Here is a 15,577-nt window from a genome sequence, read left to right as displayed (position 1 = left end):
CGGCGCCGGTCACCCGCCGTCCGCGTCCTGCTGCCCCTCCTTCCCCTCATGCCCGTCCTGCCCGTCCCCGCCGCCGCCGAAGGCGGACTCGAACTCGTCGATGTCCTCCTGGCCCAGCGAGATCAGCGAGAAGTCCGACGGGGTGTGGCCGCCGGCGCCCTGCTCGGCGTGGCGCACCAGGCCCTCCAGCACCGCCCTCCAGCGCTCGGCGAGGTCGTCGAGGTCCGCCGTGCCGAGCAGGGCGGCCGGCGCCTCCAGGGCGAAGGACAGCTCGGGGCCCCCGGACGTCTCCCGGGCCCGGCCGTTGATCTCCAGCACGTGCCGCAGCGGCACCGCCGGGTCGACCCCGCCGGGCATCACGTGCTCGCCCGCCGAGGTCCACGGCCGCCCGCCGCCCGCGTCCGCCGCGTCCGCGGTGCCCGCGTCCGCGGTGCCCGCGTCCGCGGTGCCCGCGTCCGCGGCGTCCGCGCCGAGGGAGCCCGCCTCCTCGCCGGACCCGCCGAACCGGCCCAGGTAGTTGAACCCGATCTGCGGCGACGCCAGCGGCTCCAGCACCGCCCGGGTGGCCGGGTTCACCCACCGCAGCAGGCCGTAGCCCAGGCCCTCGCCGGGCCGCCGGCGCAGCTGCTCCTTGATCCGCTTGATCAGCCGCGCCGCGTCCTCGCCGCCGGCCCGGACCTCGGCCGGGTCGATCGGCCCGGTCTCCAGCCACACCGGGTGGACGGCGGTGAACCAGCCCAGCGTCCGGGTCAGGTCCATGTCCGGCGCCAGCGGCACCCGGCCGTGCGCCTCCCGGTCGACCAGGAAGCCCTCCGGCACCGCCCTGCCCCGGGCGCGCAGCCACTCGCGCAGCGCCGCCGTCAGCCCGGCCAGCAGCACGTCGTCCACCCCGGCGTGGAACGCGGCGGGCAGCGCCGCCAGCAGCGGCCCCGCCGTCGCCGCCGGGACGGTCAGCTCGGCGCGCGAGCGCCCGCCGCCCGCGGTGTCCACCCGCGCATCCAGCGCCCGTTCGCCCAGCGGCTCCTCGACGCGGTCCACCACCCGCCGCCAGTCCGGCAGTTCGTCCACCGTCTGCTGGGCCCGGGCCCGCTCGGCCAGCGCCTCGGCCCAGCGGCGGAAGGAGGTGGCCTCGGGGGCCAGGGCCGCCGTGGCGTCGCCGTCGCCGCCGGCCAGGGCCGCGTGGGCCACGGCCAGGTCGGGGACCAGCACCCGCCAGGAGACGCCGTCGATCACCAGGTGGTGGGCCGTCAGCAGCACCAGGCCGGCCCGGCCCGGGCCGCGGTCCAGCAGCACGGCCCGCAGCATCACGCCCTCCCGCGGCGCCAGCGCGGCCTGGGCGGCGGCGGCCTGCTCGTCGACCAGCGCGTCCAGCCGCTCCCGGTCGAGGCCGGCGGCGTCCACCCGGGCCACCAGGTCCGCCGCGTCCGGGGCCCCCGCCTCGCCGGGCTCGGGCACGACCAACTGCTCCCGCTCCTCCTCCAGGCGGGCCCGCAGCACCTCGTGCCGGTCGAGGACGGCCTGGAGCACGGCGGTCAGCTGCCCGGCCGTCAGGCCCGGGGGAGCGGTCAGCAGCATCGCCTGGCTGCCGGCGCGCGCCGGCGTCCCCGCCCGCCGCGCGACCTCGCGCATCACCGGGGTCCACGGGACGGGGCCGTAGGGGACGTCCTCGGCGCGCTCGGCGCCGGCCCCGGCCACCGGCTCGGCGACCCGGGCGAGCTCCGCGGGCGTGCACAGCTCGAAGACCTGGCGCGGCGAGATCGCCAGACCGGCCTTGCCGGCCCGCCCGGCCAGCAGCATCGAGGTGATGGAGTCGCCGCCCAGCACGAAGAAGTCGTCCTCCGGCCCGACCTTCTCCAGGTTCAGCACCTCGGCGAACAGCCGGCACAGCAGCTCCTCCGCGTCGGTGGCGGCCTCGCGCCCGTCGGCCTTCCCGGAGAAGACGGGCTGCGGCAGGGCCGAGCGGTCGAGCTTGCCGTTGGCCGTCACCGGCAGCGCCGCCAGCACCGTCACCGACGCCGGGACGAGGTAGTCGGGCAGCTTCCCGGCCAGGTACTCCTGGAGCTCCCGCCCGTCGGGGCCGCCCTCCTCCCCGCCGCCGGCCGGCACCGCGTACCCGGCCAGGCGCTTGCGGCCCTCGCCGTCCTCGACCGCGACCACGAGCGCCTGGGCCACGCCGGGGTGCGCGGCCAGCACGGCCTCGACCTCGGCCGGCTCGACGCGGAACCCGCGGATCTTCAGCTGCTCGTCGGCGCGGCCCAGGAACAGCAGCTGCCCGTCCGGGGTCCACTGCGCCAGGTCGCCGGTGCGGTACATCCGGGCGCCCTCGGGCTCGCCCTCGGCGGGGAAGGGGCAGGCGACGAAGCGCTCCGCGGTGAGCGAGGGGCGCCCCAGGTAGCCGCGGGCCAGCCCGGCCCCGGCGAGGTAGAGCTCGCCGGTCATGCCGACCGGCACCGGCCGCAGGAACGCGTCCAGGACGAACACCCGGGTGTTGTCCATCGGCCGGCCCAGCGGCACCGTGTCGGGCACCGCGTCCGGGTCGCTGAAGGGCAGCTGGGTGGTGAACGCCGTGGTCTCGGTGGGGCCGTAGGTGGTGCGCACCACCATGCCGGGGTGGGAGCGCAGCAGCGCCCGCACCGCGTTCGCGGACACCACGTCGCCGCCGGTGGACACCTCGCGCACGCCGCCGAAGATGTGCGGGGCCTGCTCGGCGAGGACCCGGAAGTGCCCCGCGGTGGCGTGCACGTTGGTCACCCGCTGGGCGGCGATCAGCCGGCCGCGTTCGACCGTGTCGATGTCGCCGGGCGGCACCAGCACCAGCCGGCCGCCGTGCAGCAGCGTCGTCCAGATCTCGTAGGTGGAGGCGTCGAAGGCGTGGTTGGCCTGCACCAGCACCCGCTGGAGGGTCTCGCCGGACCAGCACTCGTCGAGGCAGAACGCCAGGACGCTGCCGTAGGTCACCGCCACGCCCTTGGGGCTGCCGGTGGACCCGGAGGTGTAGATGACGTACATCAGGTTCTCCGGGCGCACCGGCACCGCCGGGAAGGCCCCGTCCGGCCCGTCCCCGTTCCCGTTCGCGGGGGCCTCCCCGGCCTCCAGCAGCAGCACCCGGGCGGGGGCGAACAGCGCCTCCCCGGCCAGGCCGCGGCGCGCGTTCGCCCCGTCCACCAGCACGACGGCCGCGCCCGCCTGCGCCGCCACCGCGGCCAGCCGCTCGGCCGGGTGCCGGCCGTCCATCGGCAGGTACGCCGCCCCGGCCTTCACCACCGCCAGCAGCGCGGTGACCAGCTCGGGCGAGCGCTCGGCCACCACGCCCACCAGCGTCTCGGGGCCCACCCCGAGCCCGGCCAGCCGGCGGGCCAGGCGGTTCGCCCGCCGGTCCAGCTCGGCGTAGCTCAGCTCGGTGTCCCCGGCCACCACGGCCACCGCCTCGGGGGCGCGGCGCGCCTGGCGCTCGAACAGCTCGGCGAGCGTCGCGTCGGGCAGCTCGCGGCGGGTGCGCCCGCCGGCCCCGTCCAGGTCCCGGTGCTCCTCGCCGGTCAGCACGTCGAGCCGGCCCAGCGGCACGTCCGGGTCGTCCGCGACCTGGCGCAGCACCAGCAGCATCCGGTCGACCAGGCCGCGGGCGGTGCGCTCGTCGAACAGGTCGGGCCGGTAGTCCAACCGGATCTCGGTGTCCTCGGCCGGGGTGACGACCACGGTCAGCGGGTAGTGGGCGGCCTCCTCGCCGCCGCCGGCCGACACCCGCACCCCGGCCGGGCCCCGCCGCGAGACCCAGGCCGGCATCGGCGGCGCCTTCGACTCCCCGGCGGGCCCCGGCTCCGGCTCCGGCTCGGGGGCCGGCGGCGTCAGCGGCCCGCCCGCCTGCTCCCCGCTGCGCAGCGCCGTGCCGCCCAGCCCCTCGCCCGGCGGCACCGGGGCGCCCGCGGGCCGCCCCGGGCCGGCGGAGGGCGCCGCCATCGGCCCGCGCGGGTAGTTCTGGAACACCATCAGGGTGTCGAACACCGCGCCCGGCCCCCCGGCGCGCTGGATCTGCGGCAGGCTCAGCTGCTGGTGGTCGAGCAGCGCGGCCTGCTGCTCCTGCACGGCCGCCATGGCCGCGCGGAACGGCAGGGCCGCCTCCAGCCGCACCCGCACCGGCACCGTGTTGATGAACAGCCCCACCATCCGGTCCGCCTGCGGCACCTCGGCCGGCCGGCCCGAGACGGTCGCCCCGAAGACCACGTCCAGCCGCCCGGACAGCTTGCCCACCAGCAGCGCCCACGCCACCTGGAACACCCGGTTGAGGGTGACCCCGGCCTCGCGCGCGGTCTCCCGCAGCCGCCCGGTCAGGTCCTCGCCGATCCGCTCGACCACGTGCCGCAGCATCACCGGCGGCCCGCTGCGGTCGGCCGGGCCCACCAGCGTGGGCTCCTGCGTCCCGGCCAGCATCGCGCGCCACGCCGCCCGCCCGGCCTCGGCGTCCCGGCGCCCCAGCCAGGCCAGGTAGTCGCGGTACGGCGGCACCTTCGGCAGCACCGAGGCGTCGCCGCCGTTGTCGTAGATCGTCCACAGCTCGTCGAACATGATCGGCAGCGACCAGCCGTCCATCAGGATGTGGTGCATCGTCACCACCATCCGGTGCCGCTCGGGCCCGGCACGCAGCAGCAGCACCCGCAGCAGCGGCGGCATGCCGAGGTCGAAGCGCCGCGCGTCGGTCGCCGCCAGGCGCCCGGCCTCCTCCCGCGCCTCCCGCTCGCCCAGCTCGCCCAGGTCCGCGTACGTCCACGGGACGCGCACGCCCCGGGCGACGACCTGGACGGTGTCGCCGGACGCACGGGAGCGGAAGCCGGCCCGCAGGCTCGCGTGCCGCTCCAGCAGCGCCTGCCAGGAGGCGTGCAGCACCTCGGGCCGCAACGGGCCCTCCAGGTTGAGGATCCGCTGCCCCACGTACACGTCCCGGGGCGCGTCCTGGTCGTACGAGGCGTGGAACAGCAGCCCCTCCTGCAGCGGGGAAAGCGGCCACACGTCCTCGACCGTCAGCTGGGTCATCGTGCTCTCCGTTCGGGTTGGTCCGGGCCCGGCGCCGCCGTCGGCGGCGGCAGCAGGCGCAGGGGCCCTCCGCCGCCCGGCGGCGGGGGCGGGGCGCCGTAGCCGTCGGCCGGGGCGGGCCCGGCCTGCGGGCGCGGCGCGGGAGGGTCGGCGAACTGGGTGCGGTACAGCTCCGCGTACAGGCCGCCGGCGCCGACGAGTTCGGTGTGCCGACCGCGTTCGACCACGCGCCCGCCCCGCAGCACCAGGATCTGGTCGGCCTCGCGGATCGTGGACAGCCGGTGCGCGACCACCAGCGCGGTGCGCCCGGCCAGCGCCGTCCACAGCGCCTTCTGCAGCGCCGCCTCGGACTCCGAGTCCAGGTGCGCGGTGGCCTCGTCGAGCACCACCACGGACGGCTTCTTCAGCAGCAGCCGGGCGATCGACAGGCGCTGCTTCTCACCCCCCGAGAAGCGGTAGCCGCGGTCCCCGACGACGGTGTCCAGGCCGTCCGGCAGCGCCTCCACCACCTCCCGCACCTGCGCGGCCTCCAGCGCCTCGACGAGCTGCGCCTCGGTGGCGTCCGGCTTCGCGTAGAGCAGGTTGGCGCGGATCGTGTCGTGGAACAGGTGCGCGTCCTGGGTGACCACGCCGACGGTGTCGCGCAGCGAGGCCGGCGACAGCTCCCGCACGTCGTGCCCGCCGATGCGCACCGTGCCCGAGGTCGGCTCGTACAGCCGCGCCACCAGCTGGCTGACGGTGGTCTTGCCCGCGCCCGAGGGGCCGACCAGCGCGGTCAGCCGGCCCGCCGGCGCCCGGAAGCTCACCCCGCGCAGCGCCTGGACGCCGTCGGGGCGCTCCGGCGCCGGCAGCGACAGCGTCTCCAGCGAGGCCAGCGAGACCTCGGCCGCCGTCGGGTAGCGGAAGGTGACGTCCTCGAACTCCACCTCCGGGGCCCCGCCGGCCGGCGCGGACGCCAGGGCCACCGCCCCGGGCCGCTCCCCGGCCGCCGGCCGCAGGTCCAGCACCTCGAACAGCCGGTCGAAGGAGACCAGCGCGGTCAGGTAGTTCGACTGGAGGTTGGACAGCTGGTTGATCGGGCCGAACAGCCGCGCCAGCAGCGTCGCCAGCGCCACCAGCGTGCCGATCCGGATGCTCCCGGACACCACCAGCTCCCCGCCCACCCCGTACACCACCGCCGTGGCCAGCGAGGCCAGCAGCGTCACCGTCACCAGCAGCATCCGCCCGTAGACGGACGTCACCACCCGCACGTCCCGCACCCGCGCCGCCCGCCCCGCGAAGCCGCGGCCCTCGCGCTCCGGGCTGCCGTACAGCTTGACCAGCAGCGCCCCCGCCACGTTGAACCGCTCCTGCATCAGCGAGCCCAGCTCCGCGTCCAACTGCATCGACGTGCGCAGGTTGCGCTGCAGCCGCCGGCCCACCACCCGACCCGGCAGCACGAACAGCGGCACCGTGACCAGCACCACCAGCCCCACCAGCCAGGACAGGTAGAAGATCGTGGCCACCACCAGGCACAGCACCAGGAGGCTGGAGAGCACGTTCGACAGCAGCACCGTCACCGCCTGCTGCGCCTCCATCACGTCCGTGTTCAGCCGGCTCACCAGCGAGCCGGTCTGGGTGCGGGTGAAGAACGCCAGCGGCTGGCGCTGCACGTGCCCGAACACCTCGGTGCGCAGGTCGTAGATCAGCCCCTCGCCGACGCGCGCCGAGCTGCGGCTGACCAGGAAGCCCACCAGGGCCTGGAGCAGCGCCAAGGCCGCCACCGCCGCGGCCGCGCCCGCCACCACGCCCCGGTCGCGCGGCACGATGCCGCGGTCGATCAGCTCCTTGAACAGCAGCGGCGTGGAGACGGTGATCAGGGCGTCGAGCACGGTCAGGGCCAGCAGCGCCGCGATCTGCCGGCGGTAGGGCCGCAGGTAGGGCAGGATCCGCCGGGCGGTGCCGGGCCTGACCTGCCCCCGGGCCGGCTGCGTCCCGTCACCGGGGGTGGCCCGGATCGTGATCAGCGGGCCCGGGCCGCTCGTCATGGCGCGACGACCTGCCCGCCGTGCGGCGCCTGCTCGGCGTCCGGCACCTGCGCGCCGTGCGGCGCGGCCCCGCCGGGCGGCGGGGCGTGCGGGTCCCGCGGCCGCTGGTCGGTCCACACGCGGTCGACGTACGCCAGGCACTCGTCCCGCGCACCCCGGCCACGGGCGACCCGCCACCCGGCCGGCACCTGCGCGAACGCCGGCCACAGCGAGTACTGCCCCGCCGCGTTGACCAGCACCAGGTACGGGGCGTCCGGGTCGTCGAAGGGGCTGCTCATCACGTCTCCTCTGTCGTTCGGATACCGCCCGCCGCCCACCGGCGGGCCGCGGCGCGCACGGCGCGCCCTCACCCCGGCGGGCGGGCCGCGAAACGCCCCGCCTTGCCCAGCACGTCCGCCGCGTGGACGCGCAGCGCCTGCTGGACGGCGAACTCCGCCAGGTACGCGCGCAGGGCGTCCGCCGACTCCAGCGCCAGGTTCACCATCCGCCGGTTGGCCGTGACGGCCGGGTCGTCCAGCAGCTCCAGGGCCCGCTCCACCGCCCCGTCCAGCCCGTCCGGCTCCACGACCTCGTCGACCAGCGCAGCGGCCTGCGGTTCGTCCGCCCGCACCCGCCGCCCGCCCAGCACGATCTGCCGCGCCAACCGCGGCCCGGTCACCGCCGGCAACCGGAAGTCCGCCGCCCCCGGGACGATCCCCTCCTGCGCGGCCGGCAGGCTCAGGTACGCGTCGGACGCCGCCAGCACGTGGTCCACCGCCAGCAGCAGCTGCATCCCCCCGCCGATCGCGAACCCGTCCACCGCCGCCACCCACGGCATGTCCGTGAACGGGTAGCGCCACGACTCCTCCTGCGGGCGCAGCCCCAGCATCAGCTTGCGCAGGTACCCCAGCTCCCGGCGCAGCAGGAACCCCGCCAGCGTGATCTCGCCCGCGTGCAGGCGCTTGAGGTTGATCCCCGCGCTGAACACCCGCCGCCCCGCGTACCGCGGATGCGTCATCACACCGCCGCGGATCAGCCCGATCCGGCACCCGCCGTCCAGCAGCGCCAGGTCCACCGCGGTCTCCATGTCGTCGACCTGCTGCTCGTCCTCGGCGTTCAGCCGCTCGCCCGCGCACATCGTGATCCGCGCCACCCCCGCCCGCCGCTCCAGCAGCGTCGTCTCCATCCGCACCACCCCCTGCGCCCGGAACCGCCCCAGCAGCCCCAGCGCGCGCCCGGTGGGCCGCAGCATCGAGTCCATCAGGTGCCCGCCGGCCGCGGGGGAGCGCAGCAGGCCCCGCAGGAACACCCCCACGTCGACCTCGTAGCCCAGCCGCCGCGCCACCGGCAGCGCCCGCTCCGCCCGCAGCTGCGCGGGCGTCGGCACCAGGTGCGGCACCACGGCCCCCACCCCCTCCACCAGCTCCGCCAGCCGCGGCCGCAGCACCCGCCCCGCGGTGAGCCGGTCGTACAGCGCCTCCGCGTGGCGCTCCAGGAACGCGGTGCGCTGCGCCCGGCCGGCCTCCAGCGCCTCCTCCGCGGCCGCGCGCGCCGCCGCGTCCAGCGGCCCCGGGCCGGGGAAGGGCGCCAGCCGCCGCGCGGCCCGCTCCAGCGCGCCCCCCTCGCGCCCGGGCCCGCGCACCACCGCCGCGCCGGACACCGCGCCCGCCGCCGTACCCGCCGTGCCCGTCGTGCTCATGCCGTCACCCCGTCCGCGGCCCGGCTGCGCCGCAGCGAGCGGTCGCAGGCCGCCAGATGCGGCCCCAGGGCGTCCTCGAAGCTCATCCACTGGGCGTCGAAGGCCAGTTGGCGCCGGATCGCGAGCTCCGGCCCGGACAGGTGGCGCAGCAGCCGGGCGGCCGCCGCCAGGGCGCGCCCCGGCTCCCGGCTCACCTCGTCCACCAGGCAGCGCTCCAGGGCCTCGCGGGCGGTGATCGGCACCCCGAAGAGCACCGTGCGCCGCGCGCGGGCCAGCCCGAGCTGCTGGACCAGCCGGAACCCGGCCATCCCCGGCCAGGTGGCCTGCCCGTGGAAGGACAGCAGCAGCCGCAGGTCCGGCGCCGCCACCCGCACGTCGGAGGCCAGCAGCAGGTCCAGCGCCACGCCGCCGCACTCCCCGCTGGCCGCCGCCAGCGTGGGCACGCGCAGCCGCTCCAGGCGCCGCACCGCCCGCTCCCACTTCGTCACGGCGGCGACGTCGGCCGCCTTCGCCGCCTCCTCGCCGCTCGGCGCGCCGGAGACGAACAGGCACACGGTGTCGGCCCCGGCGCTCTCCGCCTCGTCGCACAGGGCGACGACGGCGGCGGTCAGCTCGGCCGAGATCTCCCGGCTGCCGTCCACGTGCAGCACGGGCCCCTCCGGGAGGGCGTTGACGGGCATGGCGGTCTCCCTTGCCTTGGGTCACCACTGGATGAGCGCGGACTCGATCGTCGAACCCGGCCCCATGGTCATCAGCACGCCGTAGTCGCCGTCACGGACCACGCCCTCCTGGAGGAGCCGGTCGTAGGAGAAGAGGAACGAACCGCTGGAGACGTTGCCGAAGTCGCGCAGCACCGTGATGGTGTGCCGCAGGTCGTGCCGGGTCAGCCCCAGGTTGACGGCCACCGCGTCGATGACCTTCTTGCCGCCGGAGTGCACCAGCCAGTGCGCGACGTCGTCACGCCGCACCGCGGTGCCCGACAGCAGCCGGTCGACGACCTCCTCGACGTGCGCGCCGACCAGGTAGGGGACCTGCGGGTCCAGGAAGAAGCTGAAGCGGCCCTGGTCGCGGTCCCAGTCGTAGCGCATCGCGTCGATGGCGTCGACGACGGTCACGCTCGCGGTGCGCAGGATCCGCGGCCCCTCCAGCGGCCGGCCCCCCTCCTGCTCCCGCCGCGGGCCGGGCGCCGCCCGCGGCCCCTCGCCGTCCTGCGGCCCGGACATCACCGCCACCGCCGCGGCGCCGTCGCCGAACAGGCTGTTCACCACCGCGGTGCGCATCGTGGAGTCCATCGTGTACGCCGCCGAGCAGGCCTCCGAGCACACCATCACCGCCAGCCGGCCCGGGTTGGCCGCCGCCCAGTTGCCCACCACCGCCAGCGCGTTGAGCCCCGCGTTGCAGCCCATGCCGACGATGTCGGCCCGCGCGGTGTGCCAGTCCATGCCCAGCTCGCGGATCAGCAGCGCGCTCAGCCCCGGCGTCAGGAAGCCCGTCGACGTCACGCAGCACAGGTACGCCACCTCCGACAGGTCCGCCCCGACCCGCTTCAGGCACAGCCGCAGCGCCTCCGCCCCCATGCTCACCGCCCACGCCCTGTGCTTGTCCAGCAGGTCGCCCTGGCTCTCCCGCACCCGGGATCCGTCGGGCGCCGCCGGCGGCAGCACCAGCGACCGCTGCCGGATCGAGCCCAGCAGGAACACCGAGCGCACCTTGCGGTCGGTGATCCCGAACAGGTCCAGCAGCTCCTCCTGCGAGTAGTGCTCCGGCGGCACGGCCGTGCCCACGCCCAGGATGTGCGGGAGCGTGGCGGCCGGCGCCCGGTCCAGGGCCGCACTCACCGCGCCCCACCCCCCGCCGCGGCCCCCGGCCCCGCCGCCGCCGGCACCCCGCCCCCCGGCCCGCCGGGCGGCCCGCCGTCCGGCGCCTCACCGCTGAGCACCTCCACGAACCGCGCCAGCCGCGCCACCCCCTCCACCACCTGCTCCGGCGTCAGGTAGCTGATCGACAGCCGGATCTCCCGCTCGCCCCCGCCGAACGGGTGGAAGAACTCCATCGGCGTCCACAGCACCCCGAACTCGCGCGCCGAACGCTCCAACGCCGCCGTACCCGTACGGAAACCCGTCCGCAGCGTCAGGAAGAAACCCCCGTCCGGACGGTTCCACCCCACCCCCAGCTCCCGGCGCCGCCCCGGCGGCAGCCACCGCTCCAACTGCGCCAGCGTCGCCGCCATGCTGCGCCGGTAGTGCTCGGCCGCCCGCGCGTTCAGCACCGACAGCCGCCCGTCCGCCCCCAGCACCGCCCCCGCCGCCACCGCCTGGCTCAGCGAGGAGGTGTTGAGCGTCACCATGCTCTTCACCTTCGCCAGGTCCGCCGCCAGCAGCCGCACCCCGCCCCGGGCGTCCCGCACCTCCTGGTCCGCCACCACGTAGCCCACCCGCGCCCCCGGGAACACCGTCTTGGAGAACGTCCCCAGCTGCACCACGCACCCGCCGCGGTCCAGCGCCTTCAGCATCGGCCGCCGCGGCCCCGGCCCGCTCAACCGGTACGGACTGTCCTCCAGCACCAGCAGCCCGCACCGCCCCGCCACCTCCAGCAGCGCCTCCCGCTGCGCCCCGTCCAGCGTCGACCCGCTCGGATTCGCGTGGTCCGGCACCACGTACACCGCCCGCGGCCGCCGGCCCGCCGCCCGCTGCGCCGCCGCCGCCGCCTCCACGTCCGCCGCCACCAGCCGCCCCTCGCGCTCCGGCACCGCCACCACCGGGACGTCCAGCAGCCGCGCCGCCCCGATGATTCCGACATAACAGGGAGTCACCAGCAGCAGCACGTCCCGCGGCCCCGCGAACAGCGCCCGCAGCACCAGGAACATCGCCTCCTGCGCACCGACCGTCACCACGACCGCCTCGGGCGCCACCTCCAGCCCCTCGTCCCGGCGCAGCCAGTACGCCACCAGCTCCCGGATCTGCCCCGCGGCCGGCCCGTACTGGTAGAACGCGCTGCGCACCTGCTCCGGCCCCGCGCCCCGCTCCGCCAGGTACGCGGCGTAGCGGCGCAGGTCGGCGTGGACGTCCTCGACCTCGAAGAAGCCGTCATAAGGGCGCCCCGGCGCGAAGGACACCGCGTCCGGGTAGCTGAACGTGACCTCGTTCAGGAAGTTCATCCGGTCGAGGACCGGGTCCTCGATGCTCGAGTGCAGCGTGGACGAATCGAGCACCATGATGCCCGCCTTTCCGTGGACGAGCCGCAGGCAGGGCACCCCGTCGTACGGCGGATGCCAGGGCTCGCGTGGAGGACGCACGGCAGCGCGACGATCCGGCGGCGTCCCACCGGCGGATCGCCGGTCCCGTCCTCCCGCGTTCGAACACCGGGTGTTGTCGACGTCGACCTCATGGCGGCCCCTCGGAGAGGGCCCGCGCACTCCGGCCCGGCGACGCCCACCACGGGCGCACCGCCCGCGCGCGACAGCGCAGCCGAGCACCGGGCCGAACCACGACGCGAGGGTGCCGGGCAGCATCCCGGTACGCCCTGGCGCCGCTTCGCACCGGCCACCGGTACCCGACGGATACCTGGAGCACAGGGCCCTGTCTGCTGTTTGTCCTCGTACCAGTACGCGCCCCCGGGCAAGGGCCTGTCAAGCGCTGTCGGTTTCCCTCCCGTCACGCTCCGCGACCGCCGGGCGGGGCGGCGGCGCCCGGTGCCCCGGGGGCGGCCCGGGCGCCCGCGCCCGCCGCGCGCCCCGGCACCCCGGCCGCCCGCCGGAGGGCCCGGCCGCCCGCCCCGCCCGGTAGCCGGGCCGTCACCTGACGTGGTCTCAACCACTGGAGGAAAAGCCCAGCTCGGTGCGGAGCCGCACCGGCCGGCTTGACGGAATTCGCCAACCGCCCGCCTCACGCGCACCAGGCATTGACCCGAGCATGACGCCGTGTGAGTGTTCGGGCACCCGAGCGCGGACGGCCCGCACGGCCGTCCCCACCACCGGCCCAGCGGTGCGCCACCAGCCTTCGCCGTCCGCGGTCGAGGACCCCCACACGCGAGGAGCCTCGATGCAACGCAGAGTTTCCGCAGGCCGGTTGCTGACCACGGCGACCACCCTGACCGTCCTGGCCGCCACGATCGCCGCCACCGCCGGGCCGGCCACCGCCGCGCCCGCCCCCACCCCGGCGCCCAGCGCCCTGGCCGCCGCCGTCAACGCCGCCGACACCGCCGCCGCGGCCGGCCTGGACGCCCTGGCCAAGGGCCCCGACGAGACCTACGAGCGCAAGGACGTCACCCCCTGGGTCGGCGGCCTCTACTCCGTGGCCTACGAGCGCAGCTACCACGGGCTGCCCGTGGTCGGCGGCGACGCCGTCGTCCTCGCCGACGCCCAGGGCCGGGTCCGCGCCCTCCAGTCCGCCGCCACCGGCCCCGTCGGCGCCCCCACCAAGGCCCGGATCAGCGCCCAGCAGGCCGAGAAGACCGCCCGCACCAGGCTCGCCGCCGTCGACTCCGTCGAAACCCGCCGCCTGGTCGTCCGCGTCAAGGACGGCAACGGCGGCCGCCTGGCCTGGGAGACCGTGCTCGCCGGCCACCGGGGCACCACCCCCAGCCGCCTACACGTCTTCGTCGACGCCACCACCGGCGAGGTCGTCGACAGCTACGACGACGTCCGGGCGGGCACGGTCAACAGCGAGTGGAACGGCCCCGCCCCGGTCACCATCAGCACGACGAACTCCGGCGGCTCGTACTCGCTGCGCGACCCCAACCGCCCCGGGCTGTCGTGCGCGGACTACGGCACCGGCCAGGTGTTCTCCAAGTCCGGCGACTCCTGGGGCACCGGCAGCGCCTCCAGCAAGGAGACCGGCTGCGGCGACGCGATGTTCGCGGCGCAGAAGGAATGGGACATGCTCCGCGACTGGCTGGGGCGCAACGGGCACAACGGCAACGGCGGCAGCTGGCCGGTGAAGGTCGGGCTCAACGACGTCAACGCCTACTGGGACGGCAGCACGATATCCATCGGCCACAGCCAGGCCAACAAGTGGATCGCCTCGATCGACGTGGTGGGCCACGAGTTCGGGCACGGCATCGACCAGTACACCCCCGGCGGGGCCAACAACGAGTCCGGCCTGGGCGAGGCCACCGGCGACATCATGGGCGCGCTGACCGAGGCCTACGCCAACGAGCCCGCCCCCTACGACTCGCCGGACTACACCGTCGGCGAGATGATCAACCTCGTCGGCAACGGCCCCATCCGCAACATGTACAACCCCTCGCTCGTCGGCAACAACCCGAACTGCTACTCGGCGTCCATCCCGAGCACCGAGGAGCACGCCGCGGCCGGCCCGCTCAACCACTGGTTCTACCTGCTCGCCGAGGGCTCCAACCCCGGCGGCGGCAAGCCCACCAGCCCGACCTGCAACAACTCCGCCGTCACCGGCATCGGCATCAAGGACGCCGGCCGGGTCTTCTACGGCGGCATGCTCCTGAAGACCAGCGGCATGACCTACAAGCGCTACCGCACCGCCACCCTCACCGCCGCCAAGAGCCTCGACCCCTCGTGCACCTTCTACAACCGGGCCAAGGCCGCCTGGGACGCCGTCAGCGTCCCCGCCCAGAGCGGCGACCCGACCTGCACGCCGTCCGGCACCAGCGACTTCTCCCTCTCCCTCAACCCGGCCTCCGGATCCGTCCAGCCCGGCGCCTCCACCACCGCCACCGTGAACACCGCCGTCACCTCCGGCACCGCCCAGAACGTCGCCCTGACCGCCTCCGGCCTGCCCGCCGGCGTCACCGCGACCCTCAACCCCACCACGGTCCAGGCCGGCTCCTCCGCCACCCTGACCCTGACCGCCGCCTCCACCGCCGCCAACGGCACCTACCAGATCACCGTCACCGGCACCGCCGGCGCCACCACCCACACCGCCCAGTACAGCCTCACCGTCGGCGGCGGGGGCACCCCCAACCCCGGCGGCACCTGGACCGCCGGCACCACCTACCAGGCCGGCGACGTCGTGACCTACAACGGCGTCAGCTACCGCTGCCTCCAGGGCCACACCGCCCTCGTCGGCTGGGAACCCCCGAACGTCCCCGCCCTGTGGCAGGCCGTCTGACCGAGGCGCCCCACGCCACCCACCGAACCGCTGCGCCGCGGCCCGTCGAGGGGGACGGACCGCGGCGCAGCCACGCGCGCACGGACCCGCCCCTCGGCTACCCTCGCCCCTCGTGCACGAACACCCCCACCCCCCGGCCCTGCGCGTCTTCATCGCCCTGGCCCCGCCCGACGACGCCAAGGACGAACTGGCCCGCGCCCTGCGCCCCGCCTACGCCGGGTACCCGCGGCTGCGCTGGAACCGGATCGAGGACTGGCACATCACCCTGGCCTTCCTCGGCGAACAGCCCGCCACGGCCGTGCCGCCGCTGCAGGCCGCCCTGGCCGCCCTCGCCGCCCGCCGCCCGGCGCTGCACCTGAGCCTGCGCGGCGGCGGCCACTTCGACCACCGGCTGCTGTGGACCGGCGTCGACGGGGACCTCCGCGCCCTCCACGCCCTCGCCGCCGACGTCCGCGACCTGGTCGCATCCCACGGGATCGGCTTCCGGGACCGCCCCCTGCAACCCCACCTGACCCTGGCGCGCGCCCGCCGCGACGACCCCCACAGCGTCCCGCGGGCCGCCGCCGGCCTCACCGGCTTCACGGGCCGGACGTGGCGGACCGAACGCCTCCACCTCGTCGGCAGCGACACCGCCCGCGGCCCCGGCCCCATCCGCTACCGCGACATCCGGGCCTGGCCCCTGGGCACCGCCGCCGAGGACCGCGACGCCACCCGGCCCTGACGCCATGAGCGCATGATGCGGTCACCGCAGCGACGTTCCA

8 protein-coding genes and 2 pseudogenes are annotated in these 15,577 nt (G+C 76.2%); 3 read left to right on the top strand and 7 right to left on the bottom strand.

What is annotated here, in order from left to right; translation table 11 throughout:
* Nucleotides 1-9 precede the first annotated feature (9 nt).
* From ACH5AR_RS20190 to ACH5AR_RS20160, 7 genes are all read right to left on the bottom strand, one after another.
* Nucleotides 10-5,028: an amino acid adenylation domain-containing protein gene (locus tag ACH5AR_RS20190; RefSeq protein WP_396302803.1), complete on the bottom strand. Its 5,019-nt coding sequence runs from the start codon at nt 5,026-5,028 to the stop codon at nt 10-12.
* The gene (locus ACH5AR_RS20185) at nt 5,025-7,055 is read right to left on the bottom strand and encodes an ABC transporter ATP-binding protein (RefSeq protein ID WP_396302802.1); all 2,031 of its coding nucleotides are present in this window, start codon (nt 7,053-7,055) and stop codon (nt 5,025-5,027) included. The genes ACH5AR_RS20190 and ACH5AR_RS20185 overlap by 4 nt, the downstream gene beginning before the upstream one ends.
* Nucleotides 7,052-7,333 (bottom strand): MbtH family protein, encoded by a 282-nt coding sequence (locus ACH5AR_RS20180; protein WP_396302801.1) that lies wholly within the window; start codon nt 7,331-7,333, stop codon nt 7,052-7,054. The genes ACH5AR_RS20185 and ACH5AR_RS20180 overlap by 4 nt, the downstream gene beginning before the upstream one ends.
* Before the next feature lie 68 nt (nt 7,334-7,401).
* The gene (gene dpgC / locus ACH5AR_RS20175) at nt 7,402-8,733 is read right to left on the bottom strand and encodes a (3,5-dihydroxyphenyl)acetyl-CoA 1,2-dioxygenase DpgC (protein WP_396302800.1); all 1,332 of its coding nucleotides are present in this window, start codon (nt 8,731-8,733) and stop codon (nt 7,402-7,404) included.
* Nucleotides 8,730-9,413 (bottom strand): enoyl-CoA-hydratase DpgB, encoded by a 684-nt coding sequence (gene dpgB, locus ACH5AR_RS20170; protein ID WP_396302799.1) that lies wholly within the window; start codon nt 9,411-9,413, stop codon nt 8,730-8,732. The genes dpgC and dpgB overlap by 4 nt, the downstream gene beginning before the upstream one ends.
* A gap of 21 nt (nt 9,414-9,434) precedes the next feature.
* A complete protein-coding gene (gene dpgA / locus ACH5AR_RS20165; RefSeq protein ID WP_396302798.1) occupies nt 9,435-10,571 on the bottom strand; it encodes a 3,5-dihydroxyphenylacetyl-CoA synthase DpgA in 1,137 nt (378 codons plus the stop codon).
* Nucleotides 10,568-11,947, bottom strand: a complete 1,380-nt coding sequence (locus ACH5AR_RS20160; protein WP_396302797.1) for a PLP-dependent aminotransferase family protein — start codon at nt 11,945-11,947, stop codon at nt 10,568-10,570. The genes dpgA and ACH5AR_RS20160 overlap by 4 nt, the downstream gene beginning before the upstream one ends.
* 826 nt (nt 11,948-12,773) lie before the next feature.
* Here ACH5AR_RS20160 and ACH5AR_RS20155 point away from each other — a divergent pair.
* The 3 genes and pseudogenes from ACH5AR_RS20155 to thpR all read left to right on the top strand — a co-directional run.
* A pseudogene (locus ACH5AR_RS20155) lies at nt 12,774-14,678 on the top strand (M4 family metallopeptidase); the annotation flags it as partial.
* A 12-nt stretch (nt 14,679-14,690) separates the two neighbouring features.
* A pseudogene (locus tag ACH5AR_RS20150) lies at nt 14,691-14,816 on the top strand (carbohydrate-binding protein); the annotation flags it as partial.
* A 112-nt stretch (nt 14,817-14,928) separates the two neighbouring features.
* Nucleotides 14,929-15,537, top strand: coding sequence for an RNA 2',3'-cyclic phosphodiesterase (thpR, locus tag ACH5AR_RS20145; protein WP_396302796.1), 609 nt, complete (start codon nt 14,929-14,931; stop codon nt 15,535-15,537).
* The last annotated feature ends 40 nt before the right edge of the window (nt 15,538-15,577 follow it).

Source organism: Kitasatospora sp. NPDC018619, from assembly GCF_044391605.1.
Classification (GTDB): Bacteria; Actinomycetota; Actinomycetes; order Streptomycetales; family Streptomycetaceae; genus Kitasatospora.
Note: the sequence above shows the minus strand (reverse complement) of the source record. Positions and strands in the feature narration are given on the sequence as shown.

Coding starts and splice junctions, on each gene's coding strand:
- ACH5AR_RS20190 (WP_396302803.1), bottom strand. CDS start 5,028: ATGACCCAGCTGACGGTCGAGGACGTGTGGCCGCTTTCCCCGCTGCAG.
- ACH5AR_RS20185 (WP_396302802.1), bottom strand. CDS start 7,055: ATGACGAGCGGCCCGGGCCCGCTGATCACGATCCGGGCCACCCCCGGT.
- ACH5AR_RS20180 (WP_396302801.1), bottom strand. CDS start 7,333: ATGAGCAGCCCCTTCGACGACCCGGACGCCCCGTACCTGGTGCTGGTC.
- dpgC (WP_396302800.1), bottom strand. CDS start 8,733: ATGAGCACGACGGGCACGGCGGGTACGGCGGCGGGCGCGGTGTCCGGC.
- dpgB (WP_396302799.1), bottom strand. CDS start 9,413: ATGCCCGTCAACGCCCTCCCGGAGGGGCCCGTGCTGCACGTGGACGGC.
- ACH5AR_RS20160 (WP_396302797.1), bottom strand. CDS start 11,947: ATGGTGCTCGATTCGTCCACGCTGCACTCGAGCATCGAGGACCCGGTC.